Below are 19,247 nucleotides of genomic sequence, written 5' to 3'. Positions count from 1 at the left end.
AGTATCAAATATCGTGCTAAACATTAATTTAGATTTATTCTAAATATCGTATGCTTGTATAACGTATATAATTGACAAAATGTTGCTTCTATTATGAAATTTTAACGTTTAATTAACTTATTGTTTATTGACATAATGTCATGTTTAATTAACCAATCAATAATTATTTATTCTTTTTAATAACTATTTTATCGTCGGTAAACTCAATACTCCAAGTGTTATCAAATACTTTCGGTATATACCTGTGATATAGGTTTAATCGTACATTTTTATTTTTTACTTTTTCTTTCTCACTTTGTTCTCCAGTAAACTCAAATGAATTTACATTTGGGTGTTCGTCTTTATAAATACGGACAACTTCAACAATAGTTGCCATAACTTGATAAACTTCTCCTTTGTTTGTTATGCTGTATTCTTCACCTTCATATTCGTCGTTGGTTACACCAAAAACTATTGTGGCGTTTAATATATTGTCTTGTTTTCTACCAAATCGCACTTCGTAATTAACTCCAGAATCGGTTGTAAATGAATAAATAGTGCCGCTTTTAATAGCTGGAGGGGTAATTTTATATGGATTAACTTTTGGCATTTTGAATCTGCGAAGATTTAAAAATTTTGTTAATTAAAAAAATAAAATTTAGCTTGTTTCAGGATTTATTACATTTGAGGCAAATTTTAAGTTTAAATGGCAAAATTTGGTAAGTGGTTAGGTAGTGGAATAGGTTGGGCTTTTGGTGGTCCTATAGGTGCTATTTTAGGTTTTGCCGTGGGTTCGGCAATAGATTCAGTAGTTAGTGTTGAAGGGAGTGTTGTTACAGGTAGACCACATGGTAGAAATCAACCCAACGATTTTAGTTTAGGCCTATTGGTATTGATTGCCGCTGTGATGAAAGCTGATGGTAAGGTCGTTAAATCAGAGTTAGATTATGTTAAACAGTTTTTTCTTAAACAGTTTGGATCTGAACGAACCCAAGAACTTTTAATTACTTTAAGAGAAATTCTTAAAAAGGACATTCCTGTTCAGGATGTTAGTTTACAAATTAAGGCATACACATTGTATCCTGCTAGGTTGCAGTTGATTCACTTGTTGTTTGGTGTTGCTTCGGTTGATGGAAATGTTGATGTAGCAGAATTGAACGTGATTAAAGATATTGCAGCGTATTTAGGTATTACTTCGGTTGATTTTGCTTCTATAAAAGCAATGTTTTTTAAAGAAGTGGATGGTGATTACAAGATTCTTGAAATTGATAAAAATGTAAGTGATGAAGAGGTAAAGAAAGCTTACCGACGAATGGCGATTAAATATCACCCTGATAAAGTAAGCCACTTAGGTGAAGAATTTCAAAAATCAGCTAAAGAGAAATTCCAAAAAGTACAAGAGGCTTACGAAAATGTGAAGAAACAACGAGGAATGAACTAATTAATCTTGTTTTTTGTAATACTCTGAGCGCTTATCTTTTAATGATAAAGAATCAGCTTGCGGTTGCTTTAATTCAATAAAAAAAAGTTTAAACAAGTTATAATCATACTTACTTTTAACAGTTTTCTTTTGTTGTGATTCCTGTGGGTCGTTGGTTTTAGCAAAACCATTTAGGCTTAATAAACCTAAAAATAAAGTAAGAATAATAACTTGAGCTTTCATATCGAAAATGTTCTTATTTCTCCAAATGTATATAAATAATTACAAACAGAACTATTCTTAACACTATTTAACATTTTGTTATGACAAAATTACAATGGTACAATAATGGCTAATTTAGTTTTGTGGACAAACAAGAATTAAACAAGTTTATCAATGCCATTTTTTATCCTGCTATTTTTGTAGTAGTAATTTCTATTATTCATTTTGTTCAGTACGCATTTGATTTTAATTTACACCAATTTGGTATTTATCCTAAAGATGTAAAAGGTTTAAAAGGAATTGTTACGGCTATTTTTATTCACGGAAACTTCAATCATTTGTTTAATAATGCGATACCAATATTAATATTAGGCTCATCGTTATTTTACTTTTACAAACCAGTAGCACTTAAAATTGTAGTATGGATAGTTTTAATGGGTGGATTTTGGACTTGGATTATGGCTCGTGAGGCATATCATTTTGGAGCAAGTGGATTGATTTATGGCTTATTTTCTTTTTTATTGGTTAGCGGGTTTATTCGATTAAACAAACAGCTTATTGCACTTTCGTTTTTTGTAGTTTTAGTATACGGGAGCATGGTTTGGGGTATATTTCCAATAAAGTTAGAAATATCATACGAGGCTCATTTTTGGGGATTTGTTTCAGGAATAATTTTAGCGATATTTTATCGTAAAGAAGGTCTGCAAAAAGAAGTTTTTGTTTGGAATGAAGAGCAAGACGATGATGAAGATGAGAAAATAGAATATTGGAAATCGGGATACGATGAAGAAAATTATACCATTGATTACAAAGAGAATGAAAACAATTAGTGGTGTTTACTGTAAGAATCTAATAACCATTTAATAGCAGAATCCATTTTACTAAAAACTTTAACGGGATTATGTGATTTTGTAAATTTCACATAGAAGTTAGCCAGTATCCTATTGTGCAAGCTATCTATTACAATAGCTTCTGCAACTCTAACACCTTTTGTTAAGGGGTGTTTTGCAAAATGATTAAGAGCTTCATTAGAAATTTCCCCTCTTACATTAATAGAATCAACTAAAGATAAAAAAGAATTTCCTTTAGCTAAATTGAACATGGTTTGATTAGCTTCTATGGCATCATCTAATTCAAAAGCAATTCCGTCTTTAAATCGAATTTTAACAATGCGGTTATCATATAGCGTTATAACACATTTCTCTAAATCGACTTCTGTAATAAAATTCATACTAGTTACTGAATATCTTCGACCAATGTATTAAAAATTTTGATAAAAAAATAATATTCCGCAACACTTCTATGTAAAATTTTCCAGTCAACTACTTATTTTACCATTAGTGTAATTCAGTTTTAAAAAGATGAAGTATATAATTACATTAGCAACTTTAAATTTGTAATAAACTAAATATAGTATATGAGAAAAATTTTATTGTCAGCTGCCATTTTTTCCATTTCAATGGTTGCAGGGGCGCAAAACAAAATTGAGTTTGAACAATACAAACTAAAAAATGGGATGAATGTTATTTTACATGAAGACCATTCAACTCCAATAGTAGCAGTAACGGTGTTGTATCATGTTGGTTCAAAAAATGAAAACCCTGAAAGAACTGGTTTTGCACATTTCTTTGAACATTTATTATTTGAAGGTTCTGAAAACATTGGAAGAGGTGAGTACATGAAAATTGTTCAAAGCAACGGAGGGATTTTAAATGCAAACACCTCATTCGATAGAACGTTTTACTTTGAAATTTTACCATCTAATCAATTGGAATTGGGTTTATGGTTAGAATCGGAAAGAATGTTGCATGCAAAAATTGATGAGACAGGTGTTGAAACTCAACGAGAAGTGGTAAAGGAAGAATATCGTCAGCGTTACGATAACCAACCTTACGGAACATTTTTACCAGAAATGTTTAAAAGAGGTTTTGAAGTTCATCCATATAACTGGGTTCCAATTGGGTCGTTAGAACATTTAAATCAAGCAAAAATTGAAGAGTTTAGAGATTTCTATAAAACGTATTATGTACCTAACAATGCTACTTTATCTATAGCTGGAGATATTAACAAACCAGAATTGAAAAAGTGGATTGAAAAATATTTCGGTGAAATTCCAATGGGAACGAAAGAAATGAATAGACCTAAATTGGTTGAGCCTGTTAAACGTAAAGAAGTTAGAGATACTATTTATGATAACGTCCAATTGCCTGCAGTTATGATGGGGTATCATACTCCAGCTCAAGGAACACCTGATTCTTATGCAGTAAGTATGTTGGCTCAAATTTTATCGCAAGGTAAAAGTTCTAGATTACAAAAAAGTATTGTTGATGAACAACAAAAAGCCATTTTCGTTGGAGCATTTCCTTTTCCTACCGAAGATCCAGGAATGGCTTTAATGTTTGGTGTAACCAATATGGGTGTTGCTATTAACGACTTAGAGACTGCAATCGACAAAGAAGTAGAAAAAGTTCAAACTGAATTGATTTCTGAAGAAGAATTTCAAAAATTAAAAAATCAGATAGAAAATGATATGACTACTCAGAATTCAAAAGTAGAAGGTATAGCCGAAAACTTGGCAAACTACGCTGTATATTATGGCGATGCAAATCTTATCAATACCGAAATTGATCGTTATTTAAAAGTTACTAGAGAAGACATTAAGCGAGTAGCCAACGAATATTTTAGAAAGGATAATAGAGTGGTTTTACACTATTTACCTAAATCAGAGAAAAAGTAATTAATAGAATTTAACGTATTGAATAAATATATAAAGATGAAAAAAATTATATCAATAGTAGTTGCTACATTATTTATAGGTGGAGTAACATTTGCTCAAAAAAAATTAGACAGAAGCATTAAGCCAAAAGCTGGTGCAGCTCCAGTAATAAAATTGGGTAAAACACAATCTTTTACACTCGAAAATGGGTTAAAAGTGTTTGTAGTAGAAAATCATAAATTACCAAAAGTTTCTTTCTCTCTTTCGTTGGATGTTGATCCTGTATTAGAAGGCGAAATGGTTGGCTTTAAATCGGCTACTGGTGAATTGTTGGGTACTAAAACCCAAAACAGAACAAAAGACCAGATTAATGAGCAAGTTGATTTTATTGGAGCAGATTTAAAACCTTATGCTGATGGAATATACGCTTCATCATTAAAAAAACACCAAGAAAAATTATTGGATTTAATGTCTGATGTTTTAATGAATGCTGTTTTTACACAAGAGGAATTAGATAAAATTAAAAAACAAACCATTTCAGGTATTCAAAGTTCAAAAGACAATCCTGATGCAATTGCTGGAAATGTTGCTTCTGCTTTACTTTATGGTAAAAACCATCCTTATGGAGAAATTTCTACTGAGAAAACAGTTGAAAACATCACTTTAGAAAAATGTGTTGATTATTACAAAACTTATTTCAGACCAAATGTGTCTTATTTAGCAGTTGTTGGTGACATTACTTTAGAAGAAGCAAAACCGTTAGTAGAAAAATATTTTGCGAAATGGGAAAAAGCTGAAGTGCCAGTAAATAAATTTAAAACGCCAATGGCACCAGAAAAAACTACTGTTGCGTTTGTTCACAAAGAAGGTTCTACACAGTCATTAATAAACATTACATACCCAATTAGTTTAAAACAGAATAACCCTGATGTGATTAAGGTTAAAATGTTAAATTCAATTTTAGGTGGAGGAATGACTGGTAGATTGTTTATGAATTTACGTGAAGGACATGGGTATACTTATGGTGCTTATTCGTCAATTAATCCAGATGAATTAGTAGGTAGATTTAATGCTAGTGCTAAAGTTAGAAACGAGGTTACTGATAGTGCAATCATTCAATTTATGGTTGAATTAAGAAGGATTGCTACAGAGAAAGTTTCTGAACAAGAATTGCAAGATATTAAAAGTTATTTAACGGGAACATTTGCTTACTCGCTACAAGACCCTCAAACTATTGCCAATTTTGCTTTAAATATTGCAAAATATAAACTTCCAGAAGATTATTATACTACGTATCTACAAAAATTAAATGCAGTTACTGTTGATGACATTAAAGCTGTGGCTGAAAAATACATCAAACCTGATAATGCAGTAATTTTAATTATTGGAGATAAAGCTGTAGCTGAAAAAGTAAAATCTTTTAGTGCTGACGGTAAAGTTAGTTTTTACGATAATTATGGAAATGACTATGTAGAAGCTTTAAAACAAGCTCCTGCTGGTGTTACAGCACAAACAGTATTGGATAATGCAATAAAGGCAAAATATGGTTTGCCTAAAGGTAAAGCGTTAGATAAGAAATTAAGTAAAATTAAAGACCTTACTGTTAAAATGAATGCTTCAATTCAAGGACAAACCATAGGCGTTACACGTTACCAAAAAGCACCAAACAAATTTGCTATGGTTATGGCTATGGGTACTATGGTTATTCAAAAACAAACTTTTGATGGAACTGTTGGAAAAGTAAGTGGAATGCAAGGAAATAAAGATGTAGAAGGCGCTGATTTAGACGATTTAAAAGCAAGTTCTGAGATGTTTGCTGAGTTAAATTATGAAAAACATGGTATTAAACACACTTTATTAGGTATTGAGCCGCTTGATGGCAAAGAAGCTTACAAAATGGAAAAACTATCGGCTTCTGGTGAGAAAGAAACGGTTTGGTATGATGTAGCTTCAGGGTTACAGGTTAAAACCATGTCAGTTCAAACAAACGAAGATATGGGTGGTGAATTTGTGGTAATGGGTTTATATTCTGATTACAAGGAAGTAAATGGAATTAAATTCGCTCACAAAATTAAACAAAGCTTTGGTCCACAAGTGTTAGATATGGAAGTAACTTCGGTTGAAGTTAACACTAAGCTTGGTGATGAAGTATTTAAATAATTTTTGAAAGACCTATCAAAACAAAAAAGAGAGCTGCTCAATTGAGCAGCTCTCTTTTTTGTTTTACGCTTGATGCTTTTGGTTGGTTCTAACGTTTTCGATGTTCCACTCCAATTCTTTTTCGAATGAGTTAACCCTGTGCTTACAATCGGTTTTTGTACAAACGCTGCAAGAGAGGGGTTGACAATAGTCGTTATGTACAAATAATTCTACACTTTTTCCAAAGTCTTTTTGTACAATTCGCTCTATTTCATCAATTTCAGCATGAGCTTCTTTTATATTAAAATACCAAGGTAAGGTCATGTGGCAATCAATATGCAAAATGCTACCATATTTAATTATTCGGAGGTTGTGCAAATCAATCCAATTGGATTTTCTATTTTGATTAATACACTTAACTAATTTTTTTAGCAGTTCTTCATCAGCTTCATCCATAATGCCAGAAATGGATTTTCTAATAATCTGATAACCCGTAAAAATGATAACACTACCAAAGATTAACGCAACCAAACTATCGAGCCACATGATGTGTGTAAATAAAATAATAATTAAACCAACAATAACACCTATGGTGGTTAATGTGTCTGATATTAAATGTTTACCCGAAGCAATTAGAGCAACGGAATTGGTTTTCTTTCCTTTTTTTATCGCAATAAAACCAATAATGAAATTGACTATTGCGGCTACAACAATTAATACAATTCCTAAATCAAGTTCTTTTATTTGTTGTGGATTAATCAGGTGATTGATGGCTTCGAAAATAATCCAAAGACCAGCAAAAGCAATCATAACACCTTCGAGTGCTGCAGAAATAAACTCTACTTTTCCGTGTCCGTATGGATGGTTTTTATCTTTAGGTAAAGAAGACAAATACAAACTGTACAAACCAATAAAAGCGCTAATAACATTTACAATACCTTCAAGGGCATCGGTTAAAATAGCTACAGAATTAGTAAGGTACCAAGCAGATAGTTTTACAATAAACAGTACAACACCTGTTGCTGCAACTATTTTCTGAAAATTGTAATTGTCCTGTTGATTTTTCAAACGGTCAGGTATTTCTCTTTTAATATATTAAGGTGGTGTAACTCATGTCCAGAAATGATGTACGCTATAGATAAAACGGTTAGTTTATTACCATTAGCAGTACCTGATTGATTTAGCATTTTTTCATTAAAGTTGCTAAACAAGGTTAAAGTTGATTTTCGAACAGCTTTATATTCTTTTAAAATATCTTTAAGTGTTCTTTGGTTTGCACCCGAATTTAATACGTATAAATCATGGTCGAAGCCAGGTAATTCTGTTTTATCTTGTCTAGCAAAACGCAATGCTCTTTCGCAAAAAATACGTTCGGTATCAATAATATGTACCAACAATTCTTTAATCGTCCATTTCTTTTTAGCATAAGCAAAATTACCTTGTTCTTCAGTTATGTTTTTCATGGCTTTTTTAACCTCTTTGTGAGAAATTTTTAATGCCTTCAGAAAATTTTCTTCTTTTACTAAACTAATGTAGTGATTAAAATAATCAGCAAAATTGTGTTCTTTTAAGCTTTCCATAACGATTGTTTTTCTCAAAATTAAGGTTTAAATCAAGTTAATTTTTAGATACGTTGATTTTATAAAAAAAACATTAATCTTGTAGTCGCAAAAGAAATTAACAGTATGGCAAAAATTAAATTTGGAACGGACGGTTGGAGAGCAATAATAGCTAAAGATTTTACCGTTGATAATGTGGCTCGAGTAGCAATAGGAACAGCAACGTGGTTAAAACATAATTTTAAAAAGCCATCGGTAGTGGTAGGGCACGATTGTAGGTTTGCTGGCGAACTTTTTGCTGAAACTACGGCTAAAGTATTGGCTAATGCAGGAATTAAAGTTTATTTGGCTAAAGATTTTGTTTCTACACCAATGGTAAGTTTAGGAACGTTGAAACAAAAAGCTTCGTTGGGAGTTGTGTTAACAGCTTCTCACAATCCACCATCGTACAACGGTTACAAACTAAAAGGTAGTTTTGGAGGACCTCTTTTGCCAAAAGAGATTCAAGAAGTGGAAGATTTAATTCCTGAAGCCAATACCATTAATTTAGAAATACTTGACATCAATAAATTGATAGAGAAAGGAATGATAGAGTACATTGATTTAGAAACGATGTATGTTAACCATGTTGAAGCTAATTTTGATATGGAAAGCATCAGAAAATCTAAATTGAATTTTGCTTATGATGCTATGTATGGTGCTGGGCAAAATGTAATGCGAAGATTGTTACCTGAAATTGATTTTTTACATTGCGATCATAATCCAGGTTTTGAGGGAGTTGCTCCAGAACCAATCCACCGAAATTTGATTGAATTTTCTGAAATGATTAAACTATCGGACGGACAAATTAATTGTGGATTAGCTACCGATGGCGATGCTGACAGAATTGGTTTGTACGATAGTAAAGGAGAATTTGTAGATTCTCATCATATTATTTTGTTATTAATCAAATATTTGGTTGAAGAGAAAAAATTGAAAGGTAAAGTAGTGAATGCGTTTTCGGTAACACCAAAAGTGAAAAAAATGTGCGATTATTTTGGACTAGATTACCAAGTGGTGCAAATTGGCTTCAAAAATATTGCTGGTATAATGGTTAAAGAAGATGTGTTGTTGGGTGGTGAAGAGTCGGGTGGTATTGCGGTAAAAGGTCATATTCCTGAGCGAGATGGTATATGGATGGGATTGATTATTTGGGAATACATGGTTAAATCGGGTAAAACATTAGAACAATTGATTGAAGATGTTTACAAAATTGTAGGAGCGTTTAAATTTGAGCGTATCGACTTGCATTTAACAGAAGCAGATAAGCAACGTATCATGAAAAATTGTTCGACCAATGCTTACAAAAAGTTTGGCGATTTAGAAGTGCGTAAAGTTGAAGATATTGATGGCTATAAGTTTTTCTTTGATAATGACGAGTGGGTAATGATTCGACCATCGGGTACAGAGCCTGTTTTAAGAACCTATGCAGAGGCTGCAACTACGGAACGAGCATTTAAAATACTGGAGAAAACTCACCAAGAGTTTAAAGCATAAAAAAAGAAGCCTTTACTTTTGTAAAGGCTTCTTTTTTGCAATAACGATGGTATGTACTTCAACATCATTTTGTTTGGGATAATCTACCTTTATTGTTTTTTCAATGGTAAAAGCGTTCAAGTTTAAATCAGCTTCAAGTTGTTTTAAGGAATGGTAATTAAAGAAAACCCTATCGCCACTGTTACTGGTTTTGTAGCCAGAATCTTTTTCATTGCCCTCTACAAAACTAATGTAAAGTATTCCTCTTTCGGTAAGCAGGTTGTTGCAATCTCTTATCAATGTAGAACATTCTTCGTTGGAAAGATAAGGTAGGCAAAACCCACAAACAATAGCATCAAAAGTTGTCGTTATAGTATTTAGGTTACGAGTATCCATTACTTCAAATTGAGCAGTTGGGTTGTTCTTTTTAGCCAATTGTACCATGTTTGGAGCAACATCAATACCCAAGATGTTAAAATGAGGATGTTTGGATAATAAATATTTGGTAATGTTGCCAGGACCGCAACCAATTTCCAATAGTTTTGGGTTGTCTTTTTCTAACAAAGCACAAAAGGCATCGTAGCTTTGGTTGTACAAAGCTAAATCCATAAATTTTTCTTCGTACAATTGGGCTATTTTGTTCCAGGTTTCGAATGTTTCTTGGTATGGATTCATTAGTTTTTAACGTTTTGTGTATGGTGTCGTAGCATCCCGTAGGGTGCTATGCACTATACATATTGTTGTGGCAAGTTTTTATAGTTCAATTTGAATTGATTTTTGATTAATCAAAATTTTATAGTCATTTTTCATTGGGTCAGGTAAAAAGCTTTCGTCTATAAATTTGGACCACTTAGGAAGTAGTTTCTTATATTTTTTAAAAATATTTTCAATTACTTTTTCTTCAAGTCCAGCCCCTTTCATAGCGCTTTCAAAATCTTTCCGTTTAATTTTTTTCTTTTTCCCATTTAGATTTAATGCAAGGTCTTCATCGTCTCCTTCCATAACTAGTTCAGATGCAACTAAGTCATAAGCGGGGCACAAGTCATATGTCAAATTTCTTTTTAATAAGGAGAAGTTTTTTAGATGCATATCGTTGTTTCCGGTTAAAAAACTGAAAAGAACTAGTTCATAATAATTCGTTACATCTAAGCCTGGATTGGCTGTATACTTTTTAATTGCTTTCGCAACTTGTTCATATGACCCTTTGTATTTATGTTCGGTTAGCCTTTCTGTTAATTGACACATGTCTTCCATGTGTGATTTTTTACCATTATTTCTGTCAATTCGTTTGGTGATATAAGCTAATTGCCCTGATTTGAATTTTACCAGAGAATGTTGAACCGTTTTGATTTTGCTAATTTCAGCCAAATGCATTGTTAAATCTTCAATTTCTGGAAGATTAGAATATAAGTTGGTTTGAGGTTTTAAAATGTATTCCCCCCATAGCCCAACAATTGTAAAACGTTCAGGTGTATCTATTTCATTGCTTAATCCAAGTGAAATTTTTGGTTGAACACCCGTTACTGTTCTTTGACTCTTTATTACTTGTTCTGCTAGTTCTAATATTTGATCTTCTGTAAAATCTAAAATTGGTGGAGTAGAATTTCCGTAAAATATTTTACTACACTTTGGGTGATAACCTTGTTTCCCAGCTGGAGTTTTTAACTCTGTTGAATTGATTTCCTTGTAACAGTAAAGACATTTGTTTTCCATGACTTTAAATTGCTTCAATTGATACGGCCCCGATACAATCTTGACATGCTTTTAATAATATTTCCATTCTGTCCCTGGAATTTAATTTCCAATTTTTTTGAGCGATATCCAATAACCAACCCTCTGGTATTAACCCGTCAAAAAAAGGGAACATTGTTTTGCTTTCAAATTCTTTGTCTGTAAGAGGTAGAGTCAAACTAACAGGTTCGGCTTCTTTTGATTTTAGATAAGATTGATCATATAGAAAATGAAATCCATTTTCATCTTCTGTAAGGATACCAGCCATTTCATCATACATATATACTTTAGCTTTCTTCATTTCATGTGTGTTGCGTTAATTATTTAAGGTCACATGGAACTCGCATATCCAAATGATTAGATACTCCTAATAATTTTACGGCTCGTTTCTTTCTGATTGTACTGGACCAAGTTCATGGCCAAATAATGATAATATTTGATTCACTTTATCCATTTGTAAGCTTTGTTTCCCTTGTTCAAGGTCCCTTACAAACCTCAGTCCTACACCGGCTTTGAATGAAAGATCTTCTTGAGTTAACCCAAGATGTTTTCTTCTTTTTTTTACAAATTCACTTAGTTTGTTCATTTTGTATATACCTTTTCGGGTATAAATATACAAATATATATTGTAAATATACCTTTTCGGGTATAAAAAGTATTTGAAAAGTATCTTTTATACCATTACGGGTATAATTACGGGTATTTCAGTGACAGTATACCTGATTGGGTATAATCTAATTAACTACAACGTTCCGGCTAAAAAGCGTAGAAACGGTTTGGTTGGTTAGGTCTATGATTTTTAGCCATTGTTGGCGGTTCGTTTTTTATCATTTTCAAGATTCATTTATTCCAATAGGGTCTTTATAAATGAGTAAAGAATATGTGTAGTGTCTTTGGAAGTTATAAAAGGCATTTGTTCAAATGATCGTTCATAGGTCAGTTCCTTGTTTTTTATCTTTACGTAGTCCATAGTTGCGGGATCCATAAACATATAACCTTCAGGAAAAGTCGTTACAGTGTCAAGTCTTTTAGTTTTAAATTCCTGAAATATGCTGTCAATATCACACTCTACAGTCAGGTCAGTAACTTTTTTGTCTTCAGTCTTTTTAAAAATTGTTCGGCAATATGATTTGTCACTTTCTGTCCACTTCACTGTAGCTCTACCACTGTAACTTGGTCCAAAGCAATTTCCATTGTATGAACTATAAAAAATATATTGATCTTTGCTTTCGAGGTCAGCTTTTATAGTGTTTAAAGTGTCTGTAAATGAATCTGGTAAAGGGTATCTCTTATGTGTCAAATTATAAAACATATTACAAGAATTTAGAGAAACAGCTAAGGCTGACAATAGCATTATTGTCAGTGCAAAAGTTCTTTGTTTTATGCTTGAATTATTTGCCAAATTATTTATCTACTTAAGTAAAGTTTTTCGCTTTATACAATGACCGCCAACGTTTTGCAGCTAGAACTTGTGCGGTTTTGGAACACTCGTCTACCGAAACGTTTAAATAAAGATACTATGTTTCTATGCATTTGCAAAATGAAAATATGTTTCGCGAAGCGACCTTGAAATTTGCAAATGCTTTGATGTCGCCCGCATAAGTTTTAGGTGCTGTTACCACCAGTTTTATTAATCTATAAACATTTTCATTTCGCTGATTTTCTCTATTGTCTTTGTGTCAAGCAATTTCGAGTCAACATACATATAGTAATCATAACCAAAATTTAACGATACTATTGGTGATTTTAATTCACACCAAATTATTTCTCTAAGTATTAAACGAATTGCAACTTCGATGTCAGACCAATTTAATTTAATACCATTTTTAAATGTCTTATTGATATAGTCAAGTGAGATATTCATATTTTTTAAATATCCTTTTACTTCCAGTTCGGTAAATTCCGATTTGGACAGATTAGCCTCAAGACTAACAACTTCCAATTCAACAACATTATTTAAATCTAAGATTGCTTTCACAGCTTGACAATAGGAATTTTCTGTAAGGTAATATTCCTCAAAGGTCGGCAAGTTATATTCAGGCTTACCAATGTCAGAAATAGATGTCCACTCACTATCAATTAAATAGTGTCCAAGTGAATTCCTGTTTGCAGGGTTATATTTCGTTATTCTATGTGTCGCCATAAAATTGGTGGTAACATCCGAATAAATGCAATTGCATTTATTCGCGAAATATATTTAACCAAATATAATCATTACTCAAACATCAAGAAATCCTGCTCCAGTTTTTTTTGTTGCGTTTAATGTTGTTTAAAGCATGTACCAATCGGTAGTTTTTTTCTAGTTTTAGGTTGGCATCTTCTTTTAAAATTTCTACGGCTTGGTTGCGTGCTGCTTGTAATATTTGTCCGTCGCGAGCTAAATCGGCAATTTTTAAGTTGAGCAGACCACTTTGTTGGGTGCCTTGTATGTCGCCAGGTCCACGCAATTTTAAATCTACTTCGGCAATTTCAAAGCCATCGTTGGTTCTTACCATGGTTTCTAATCGTAATTTGCCTTCGGGGCTTAATTTGTTTCCACTCATTAAAATACAATACGATTGTTCTGCCCCACGCCCAACTCTTCCACGTAATTGGTGCAATTGCGATAAACCAAATCGCTCGGCACTTTCAATAACCATTACACTGGCATTGGGAACGTTTACGCCAACTTCAATAACAGTGGTAGCCACCATTATTTGAGTTTCACCTTTTACAAATCGCTGCATTTCAAAATCTTTGGCATCCGATTTCATTTGTCCGTGTACTATACTTACTTGGTATTGAGGCATCGGAAAACGGCGTAATATACTGTCGTAACCATCCATTAAATCTTTATAATCAAGTTTTTCCGATTCGTTGATTAAGGGATAAACCACATAAACCTGTCTGCCTTTTTTAATTTCTTCTTCCATCATTCCAAATACCCTCAAACGTGAAGAATCGTATTTGTGAATGGTTTTTATAGGTTTTCGTCCAGCTGGTAACTCATCAATTACCGAAACATCCAAATCGCCATAGAAAGTCATGGCTAATGTTCTTGGTATTGGGGTAGCAGTCATTACCAAGACGTGAGGGATGGATGCCCCACCCCGACCCTCCCCAAAGGGGAGGGAGTTAGTAGCTGCTGTAATTATTTTGAGGACATTGTCGATGTCTAACAATACCTCTTCGTTGGTAAAGCGAATAACTTTAAAACCCAAATCATTCAGAATTTGAGTTCTCATTTTATCGGCTTCTAGTTGTTCTGGAGAGTTATGATATTTTCCGTCAACCTCTATAACTAAGTTTTTTTCTAAAGAAACAAAATCAACAATAAACTCGTCAATAATGTGTTGTCGTCTAAATTTAGAACCAAGTTGTTTTGTTTTAAGGTTAAGCCATAATACTTGCTCTGCTTCAGTAGTTTGTTTTTTTCTTTCTTGTTGATTCGCTTTTAATAGTGAATAAATTGAAGGTCGAGCAGTTTGGTATTTATAGAGCACTTTTTTTAAAGCCTCTCCGTCAGCTGACGGAAGGTTGGAGGGGCTACTTGTTTTTGCCCATAATTTTGCTCGTTGTGCTACACCAAAACGGTGCTGTTCATCGACTACTACATAGCCCAGTTTATTAAACTGTACATGGTCTTCGAGCAAGGCATGCGTTCCAACCAAAATATTTAATGAGCCATCGAGTAAAGTGGTATTTATTTCCGCTCTTTTCGCTTTTTTTGTTGAGCCAGTCAGTAACTCAATGGTTACGTTCATGTCTTGCAGCAGCTCTGATAAACCTAAATAATGCTGCGTTGCTAAAATTTCGGTGGGAGCAATTAAACAAGCTTGATAACCATTGTCAATAGCAATTAACATGGTTAGTAAAGCAACTACTGTTTTTCCACTACCCACATCTCCTTGCAAAAGCCTGTTCATGTGTTTTCCAGAGCCGATGTCTTTACGTATTTCTTTAATAACACGTTTTTGTGCGTTGGTTAATTCGAAAGGCAAATAATTGTTGTAAAAGGTATTAAATGTTTCACCAACATCACTAAATACGTGTCCTTTTAAGGCTTGAGTTTTCACTACTTTTTGTCGTAATAAGCGTAGTTGTAGAAAAAACAACTCTTCAAATTTTAACCGAAATAATGCGCGTTGCAACATTTGTTCATTCTCTGGTGCATGAGCATTGATTAATGCAATTTCTTTAGGTAATAGTTTTAGTTTGTTCAGCAATTCATCAGGTAAGGTTTCTTGTATGCAGCCTTTAATTTGTGCAATTAAATTTTGCTGTATTTTATGAATCCCTTTGGCGGATAATCCTTTATTGGTCAGCTTTTCTGATGAATAATAGACGCCTTGTAAACTGATAGCATTTGCCACTAACGATTGCTCAACCAATTCCATTTCTGGATGTGTAATGTTGTAGCTGTTTCTAAAATAAGTCGGTTTACCAAAAACAATGTATTCTTGATTTATTTTAATGGATGAAGACAGCCATTTTATCCCTTTAAACCATACCAATTCAATTTCTCCAGTAGCATCTTTTAATCTTGCTACCATTCGTTTTGCTCGTTTTTCGCCTATGGTTTGAATGTTGGTAATTTTACCTTTTAACTGGATGTGGGCTTGATCGGAATTGATGTCGGCAATTTGATAAACTTTTGATTTATCGATGTATCGAAAAGGGTAATATTCTAATAATTGACCAAAAGTATAAATGCCTAATTCTTGCTGTAACAATTCTGCTCTTGAAGGACCAACGCCTTTCAGAAATTCAATTTTGGTATCAAGTAAATGGTTATTCAATTAGTTGAATTTAACTGTTGAGTATAAAGTTAAGGATTTAGTTAATAGTAATCAGTCTACAGTACTCAGTTTAAAGTTTACAGTCATTAGCTTTCAATAAACCATTAACTAATAACCAACAACTACAATAGCATTCCAACAATTACGGCAGTAAATAAAGAAGCTATAGTACCACCAATCAATGCTCTAAAACCAAATTTTGAAAGCATGCCTTTTTTAGTTGGCGCAAGTGCACCGATACCTCCAATTTGAATACCAATAGAAGCAAAGTTGGCAAAGCCACAAAGTATGTAGGTTGCCATTATAATTGATTTTTCTTCAGCAAATTTTCCTGCTAGTTTCATTTCTCCTAACGAAACATAAGCTACAAATTCGTTAAGGATGGTTTTTTCGCCAAGCAATTGACCAACCAACACCATGTCTTCAGCACAAACTCCCATTAACCATGCAATAGGAGCAAAAATATAACCTAAAATAAACTGAAAAGATAGTCCGTCAAAGTTTGTGCTTGCAATAATCATTTCGTTTAAAGCAGTCCAATCGCCAATTTTAAACAATATGTAATTACACATTGCCATTAAAGCAATAAATACCAATAACATACCTCCAACATTTACTGCTAATCTAATTCCATCAGAAGTTCCGTTGGCAATAGCTTCTAAAGCATTGGTTCCAATTTTTTCTTTTGAAACTTCTAGTTTTTCATCAAATTTTTCGGTTTCTGGTACCAATATTTTTGCAGCAACAACAGCTGCTGGAGCCGACATTACAGATGCTGCTAACAGATGTTTTGCATAAAACAATTGCTGAACAGGGTCATCGCCACCTAAAAAACCAATGTAAGCGGCTAATACACCACCAGCAATGGTTGCCATTCCTCCACTCATTAAACACATGAGTTCTGAGTTGGTCATTTTACTCAAGTAAGGTTTAACCAATAATGGAGCTTCAGTTTGACCAAGAAAAATATTACCTGCTGCAGCTAAACTTTCGGCACCAGAAAGTTTCATGGCTTTTTTCATTACCCATGCAAAAACATATACAACTTTTTGTAAAATTCCCCAATAGTAAAGCAAGCTAGTAAGTGCAGAGAAGAAAATAACGGTGGGTAATACCATTATAACAAAGTTTACCAACGGCATTTCAATTTCGCCACTAACAAACGATTTAAAAAGAAACATAGTCCCTTCTTGTGTAAAGCCAATAACCTTAGTGAAAATTTTACTTACAAACTCAAAACCACGTTCAACCACAGGTACTTTTAGCACCAAAATGGCAAAAATAAATTGAATGGCTAATCCTTTTCCAACAAGTGACCAATTAACTTTACGTTTGTTGTTACTAAAAAGCCAAGCAATAGCAACCAATACTGCCATTCCAAGAAGTCCTTTTAGTATAGCAGAAATGTTTATAGCAAGTAAAATCAATAGGGTTTGTTTTAGTTTTTATTTCTATTGTCTAAAATAGCTTTTATTTTAGATGCTTCTTCATAATTTTCGTTATCAATAGCAATTTGAAGTTTACTATTCAGTTCATCTAACGACAAATCAGCTAAACTTTTTTTAGGAGTGGCTGGTTTTGGTTCGTTCAGTTCTTCTTCAATTTCTTCAATTTGTTTCTCTATTTCATCGGTTTTATCGTTGGCGGTATCATCTAAAATAATTCCAGCGCTCGATAGAATAAATTCGTAGGTATAAATTGGGCATTTAAAACGAACTGCGATAGCAATGGCGTCAGAAGTTCGAGTTTCTATTTCTACTTCTTTACCATCCTTTTCAGAAATTAATTTAGCATAGAAAATACCTTCACGTAAATCGTAAATAATCACCTCTTTAATTTGAATATCAAAAACTTCAGAAAAAGATTTGAATAAATCGTGTGTTAAAGGTCGTGTAGGAGTCATGGATTCTAACTCAATGGCAATTGCTTGTGCTTCAAATCCACCTATAATAATTGGTAATCGTCGTTTTTCACCTTTGGTTTCACCCAAAACAAGAGCGTAAGCTCCTGTTTGAGTTTGACTGTATGAAAGACCAATAATTTCTATTGCTATTTTATCCATATTAACTGGTTACTAATTTTTAGTTGCTGGTTACCAGTGTTCATGTTGACTAAGAACTTCGGTCTTCCAGCTTCCAACTTCTTCTTTAATTACTGGCTGCTTTAAATTTCTTGAATGCTTCAACTAGTTTTGGAACAACATCAAAAGCATCACCTACAATACCATAATCAGCAGCTTTAAAGAATGGTGCTTCAGCATCGGTATTAATTACAACAATAACTTTACTACCGTTAACACCTGCTAAATGTTGTATTGCACCAGAAATACCTATTGCAAAATACAAGTTTGGACGAATAGCTAAACCAGTTTGACCAACGTGTTCGTGGTGAGGTCTCCAACCAATATCAGCAACTGGACGAGAACAAGCAGTTGCAGCACCTAAAACAGTTGCTAATTCTTCAATCATACCCCAGTTTTCTGGACCTTTTAATCCTCTACCTGCAGAAACTACCAAATCAGCTTCGGTTAATGAAAGCTCTGTAGATTCTTTTTTAATTTCTTTTACTTTTAAACGAGTTGTTGGTAATTCTACTGCAAAATTTACGATTTCTGGAGTGGTATTGTTTTCAATTTTTTCAATAGAGTTGGGTAACACTGAAATAATTTTAACTGAAGTTAATACTTCTACTTCAGCAAATGCTTTACCAGAAAATACTGCTTTTTTAACTGTAAATCCTGCATCTGTATTTGGCAATGCAATTGCACCACTTACCAAACCTGCATCTAATTTTGCAGCTAAGCGAGGAGCAACAGCTTTACCCGAATAATCGTGGGCAAATACTATTACTGTAGCGTTTTCTGCTTTTGCAGCTTCGGCAATCACTTGCGCTAATTTTTGTGGGTCAAAGTTATCTAAATCACCATTGTTGGCGTGTAATACTTTGCTTACACCATATTTGCCTAATAGAGCAGCATCAGATACATTTCCAGTTATCACAGCAGTAGCTGATGAACCTATTTTTTTAGCTAATTGAGCACCATAGTTAGCAGCCTCTAAAGCATTTTTTGTTAATGTTCCGTTGTTTGAATCGGCGTATATTAAAACTGACATAATTCTTAATGTATTAATTGGTTAATGTAGCAATTGTTCAATGTTGACAAAAGTATATATGTAGGAACAAATTGG

Annotated in this window: 20 protein-coding genes; 5 read left to right on the top strand and 15 right to left on the bottom strand. The window is 33.2% G+C overall.

The window, feature by feature from the left end; translation table 11 throughout:
• Nucleotides 1-163: 163 nt before the first annotated feature.
• The gene (locus tag H6589_07325; GenBank protein ID MCB9174403.1) at nucleotides 164-589 is read right to left on the bottom strand and encodes a hypothetical protein; all 426 of its coding nucleotides are present in this window, start codon (nucleotides 587-589) and stop codon (nucleotides 164-166) included.
• Between the two features lie 96 nt (nucleotides 590-685).
• Between H6589_07325 and H6589_07320 the strand changes: the two genes are divergently transcribed.
• A complete protein-coding gene (locus tag H6589_07320; protein ID MCB9174402.1) occupies nucleotides 686-1,420 on the top strand; it encodes a TerB family tellurite resistance protein in 735 nt (244 codons plus the stop codon).
• On the opposite strand, the gene H6589_07315 is transcribed toward H6589_07320, so the two are convergent.
• Entirely contained in the window at nucleotides 1,421-1,642 is a 222-nt protein-coding gene (locus H6589_07315; protein ID MCB9174401.1) for a hypothetical protein, read from the bottom strand.
• Between the two features lie 122 nt (nucleotides 1,643-1,764).
• Here H6589_07315 and H6589_07310 point away from each other — a divergent pair, with 122 nt between their 5' ends.
• Entirely contained in the window at nucleotides 1,765-2,451 is a 687-nt protein-coding gene (locus tag H6589_07310; GenBank protein MCB9174400.1) for a rhomboid family intramembrane serine protease, read from the top strand.
• On the opposite strand, the gene H6589_07305 is transcribed toward H6589_07310, so the two are convergent.
• Nucleotides 2,448-2,852, bottom strand: a complete 405-nt coding sequence (locus tag H6589_07305) for a hypothetical protein (protein ID MCB9174399.1) — start codon at nucleotides 2,850-2,852, stop codon at nucleotides 2,448-2,450. The genes H6589_07310 and H6589_07305 overlap by 4 nt on opposite strands.
• Before the next feature lie 186 nt (nucleotides 2,853-3,038).
• Here H6589_07305 and H6589_07300 point away from each other — a divergent pair, with 186 nt between their 5' ends.
• Entirely contained in the window at nucleotides 3,039-4,358 is a 1,320-nt protein-coding gene (locus H6589_07300; protein ID MCB9174398.1) for an insulinase family protein, read from the top strand.
• Between the two features lie 36 nt (nucleotides 4,359-4,394).
• Nucleotides 4,395-6,497, top strand: coding sequence for an insulinase family protein (locus H6589_07295; protein ID MCB9174397.1), 2,103 nt, complete (start codon nucleotides 4,395-4,397; stop codon nucleotides 6,495-6,497).
• A gap of 63 nt (nucleotides 6,498-6,560) precedes the next feature.
• Here H6589_07295 and H6589_07290 read toward each other — a convergent pair whose 3' ends face one another.
• Both H6589_07290 and H6589_07285 read right to left on the bottom strand, forming a co-directional pair.
• A complete protein-coding gene (locus H6589_07290) occupies nucleotides 6,561-7,544 on the bottom strand; it encodes a cation transporter (protein ID MCB9174396.1) in 984 nt (327 codons plus the stop codon).
• A complete protein-coding gene (locus H6589_07285; protein ID MCB9174395.1) occupies nucleotides 7,541-8,056 on the bottom strand; it encodes a DinB family protein in 516 nt (171 codons plus the stop codon). Before H6589_07285 ends, H6589_07290 begins: the two co-directional genes overlap by 4 nt.
• Before the next feature lie 105 nt (nucleotides 8,057-8,161).
• Here H6589_07285 and H6589_07280 point away from each other — a divergent pair, with 105 nt between their 5' ends.
• A complete protein-coding gene (locus tag H6589_07280; protein ID MCB9174394.1) occupies nucleotides 8,162-9,571 on the top strand; it encodes a phosphoglucomutase/phosphomannomutase family protein in 1,410 nt (469 codons plus the stop codon).
• Between the two features lie 12 nt (nucleotides 9,572-9,583).
• Here H6589_07280 and H6589_07275 read toward each other — a convergent pair whose 3' ends face one another.
• The 10 genes from H6589_07275 to H6589_07230 all read right to left on the bottom strand — a co-directional run bounded on the left by H6589_07275 (nucleotide 9,584) and on the right by H6589_07230 (nucleotide 19,172).
• On the bottom strand, nucleotides 9,584-10,225 hold the full coding sequence (locus H6589_07275; protein ID MCB9174393.1) for a class I SAM-dependent methyltransferase: 642 nt from the start codon (nucleotides 10,223-10,225) through the stop codon (nucleotides 9,584-9,586).
• Nucleotides 10,226-10,303: 78 nt separating this feature from the next.
• On the bottom strand, nucleotides 10,304-11,263 hold the full coding sequence (locus H6589_07270; protein MCB9174392.1) for a HipA domain-containing protein: 960 nt from the start codon (nucleotides 11,261-11,263) through the stop codon (nucleotides 10,304-10,306).
• Nucleotides 11,264-11,267: 4 nt separating this feature from the next.
• Complete coding sequence (locus H6589_07265) at nucleotides 11,268-11,582, bottom strand: HipA N-terminal domain-containing protein (protein ID MCB9174391.1); 315 nt, start codon at nucleotides 11,580-11,582, stop codon at nucleotides 11,268-11,270.
• Between the two features lie 75 nt (nucleotides 11,583-11,657).
• A complete protein-coding gene (locus H6589_07260; protein ID MCB9174390.1) occupies nucleotides 11,658-11,867 on the bottom strand; it encodes a helix-turn-helix transcriptional regulator in 210 nt (69 codons plus the stop codon).
• Between the two features lie 258 nt (nucleotides 11,868-12,125).
• On the bottom strand, nucleotides 12,126-12,683 hold the full coding sequence (locus H6589_07255; protein ID MCB9174389.1) for a hypothetical protein: 558 nt from the start codon (nucleotides 12,681-12,683) through the stop codon (nucleotides 12,126-12,128).
• Nucleotides 12,684-12,911: 228 nt separating this feature from the next.
• Entirely contained in the window at nucleotides 12,912-13,424 is a 513-nt protein-coding gene (locus H6589_07250) for a hypothetical protein (GenBank protein ID MCB9174388.1), read from the bottom strand.
• An 82-nt stretch (nucleotides 13,425-13,506) separates the two neighbouring features.
• Nucleotides 13,507-16,059 carry a DUF559 domain-containing protein gene (locus H6589_07245; protein ID MCB9174387.1) on the bottom strand — a complete coding sequence of 851 codons (2,553 nt, stop codon included), beginning with the start codon at nucleotides 16,057-16,059 and terminating at the stop codon, nucleotides 13,507-13,509.
• A gap of 122 nt (nucleotides 16,060-16,181) precedes the next feature.
• Nucleotides 16,182-17,435: a Na+ dependent nucleoside transporter gene (locus H6589_07240; protein ID MCB9174386.1), complete on the bottom strand. Its 1,254-nt coding sequence runs from the start codon at nucleotides 17,433-17,435 to the stop codon at nucleotides 16,182-16,184.
• A 62-nt stretch (nucleotides 17,436-17,497) separates the two neighbouring features.
• The gene (locus tag H6589_07235; GenBank protein MCB9174385.1) at nucleotides 17,498-18,121 is read right to left on the bottom strand and encodes a bifunctional nuclease family protein; all 624 of its coding nucleotides are present in this window, start codon (nucleotides 18,119-18,121) and stop codon (nucleotides 17,498-17,500) included.
• A gap of 85 nt (nucleotides 18,122-18,206) precedes the next feature.
• On the bottom strand, nucleotides 18,207-19,172 hold the full coding sequence (locus tag H6589_07230; protein MCB9174384.1) for an electron transfer flavoprotein subunit alpha/FixB family protein: 966 nt from the start codon (nucleotides 19,170-19,172) through the stop codon (nucleotides 18,207-18,209).
• Between the last annotated feature and the right edge of the window lie 75 nt (nucleotides 19,173-19,247).

The sequence above is a fragment of the Flavobacteriales bacterium genome (assembly GCA_020635795.1).
Classification (GTDB): domain Bacteria; phylum Bacteroidota; class Bacteroidia; order Flavobacteriales_E; family Vicingaceae; genus Vicingus.
This window is presented reverse-complemented; position numbering and strand designations above follow the sequence as displayed.

Excerpts from the sequence above, each read along its gene's own strand:
- H6589_07325 (MCB9174403.1), bottom strand. The coding sequence starts at position 589 with ATGCCAAAAGTTAATCCATATAAAATTACCCCTCCAGCTATTAAAAGC.
- H6589_07315 (MCB9174401.1), bottom strand. The coding sequence starts at position 1,642 with ATGAAAGCTCAAGTTATTATTCTTACTTTATTTTTAGGTTTATTAAGC.
- H6589_07305 (MCB9174399.1), bottom strand. The coding sequence starts at position 2,852 with ATGAATTTTATTACAGAAGTCGATTTAGAGAAATGTGTTATAACGCTA.
- H6589_07270 (MCB9174392.1), bottom strand. The coding sequence starts at position 11,263 with ATGGAAAACAAATGTCTTTACTGTTACAAGGAAATCAATTCAACAGAG.
- H6589_07240 (MCB9174386.1), bottom strand. The coding sequence starts at position 17,435 with ATGGCAGTATTGGTTGCTATTGCTTGGCTTTTTAGTAACAACAAACGT.
- H6589_07295 (MCB9174397.1), top strand. The coding sequence starts at position 4,395 with ATGAAAAAAATTATATCAATAGTAGTTGCTACATTATTTATAGGTGGA.
- H6589_07320 (MCB9174402.1), top strand. The coding sequence starts at position 686 with ATGGCAAAATTTGGTAAGTGGTTAGGTAGTGGAATAGGTTGGGCTTTT.
- H6589_07235 (MCB9174385.1), bottom strand. The coding sequence starts at position 18,121 with ATGGATAAAATAGCAATAGAAATTATTGGTCTTTCATACAGTCAAACT.
- H6589_07265 (MCB9174391.1), bottom strand. The coding sequence starts at position 11,582 with ATGAAGAAAGCTAAAGTATATATGTATGATGAAATGGCTGGTATCCTT.
- H6589_07285 (MCB9174395.1), bottom strand. The coding sequence starts at position 8,056 with ATGGAAAGCTTAAAAGAACACAATTTTGCTGATTATTTTAATCACTAC.
- H6589_07300 (MCB9174398.1), top strand. The coding sequence starts at position 3,039 with ATGAGAAAAATTTTATTGTCAGCTGCCATTTTTTCCATTTCAATGGTT.
- H6589_07250 (MCB9174388.1), bottom strand. The coding sequence starts at position 13,424 with ATGGCGACACATAGAATAACGAAATATAACCCTGCAAACAGGAATTCA.
- H6589_07260 (MCB9174390.1), bottom strand. The coding sequence starts at position 11,867 with ATGAACAAACTAAGTGAATTTGTAAAAAAAAGAAGAAAACATCTTGGG.
- H6589_07275 (MCB9174393.1), bottom strand. The coding sequence starts at position 10,225 with ATGAATCCATACCAAGAAACATTCGAAACCTGGAACAAAATAGCCCAA.
- H6589_07230 (MCB9174384.1), bottom strand. The coding sequence starts at position 19,172 with ATGTCAGTTTTAATATACGCCGATTCAAACAACGGAACATTAACAAAA.
- H6589_07280 (MCB9174394.1), top strand. The coding sequence starts at position 8,162 with ATGGCAAAAATTAAATTTGGAACGGACGGTTGGAGAGCAATAATAGCT.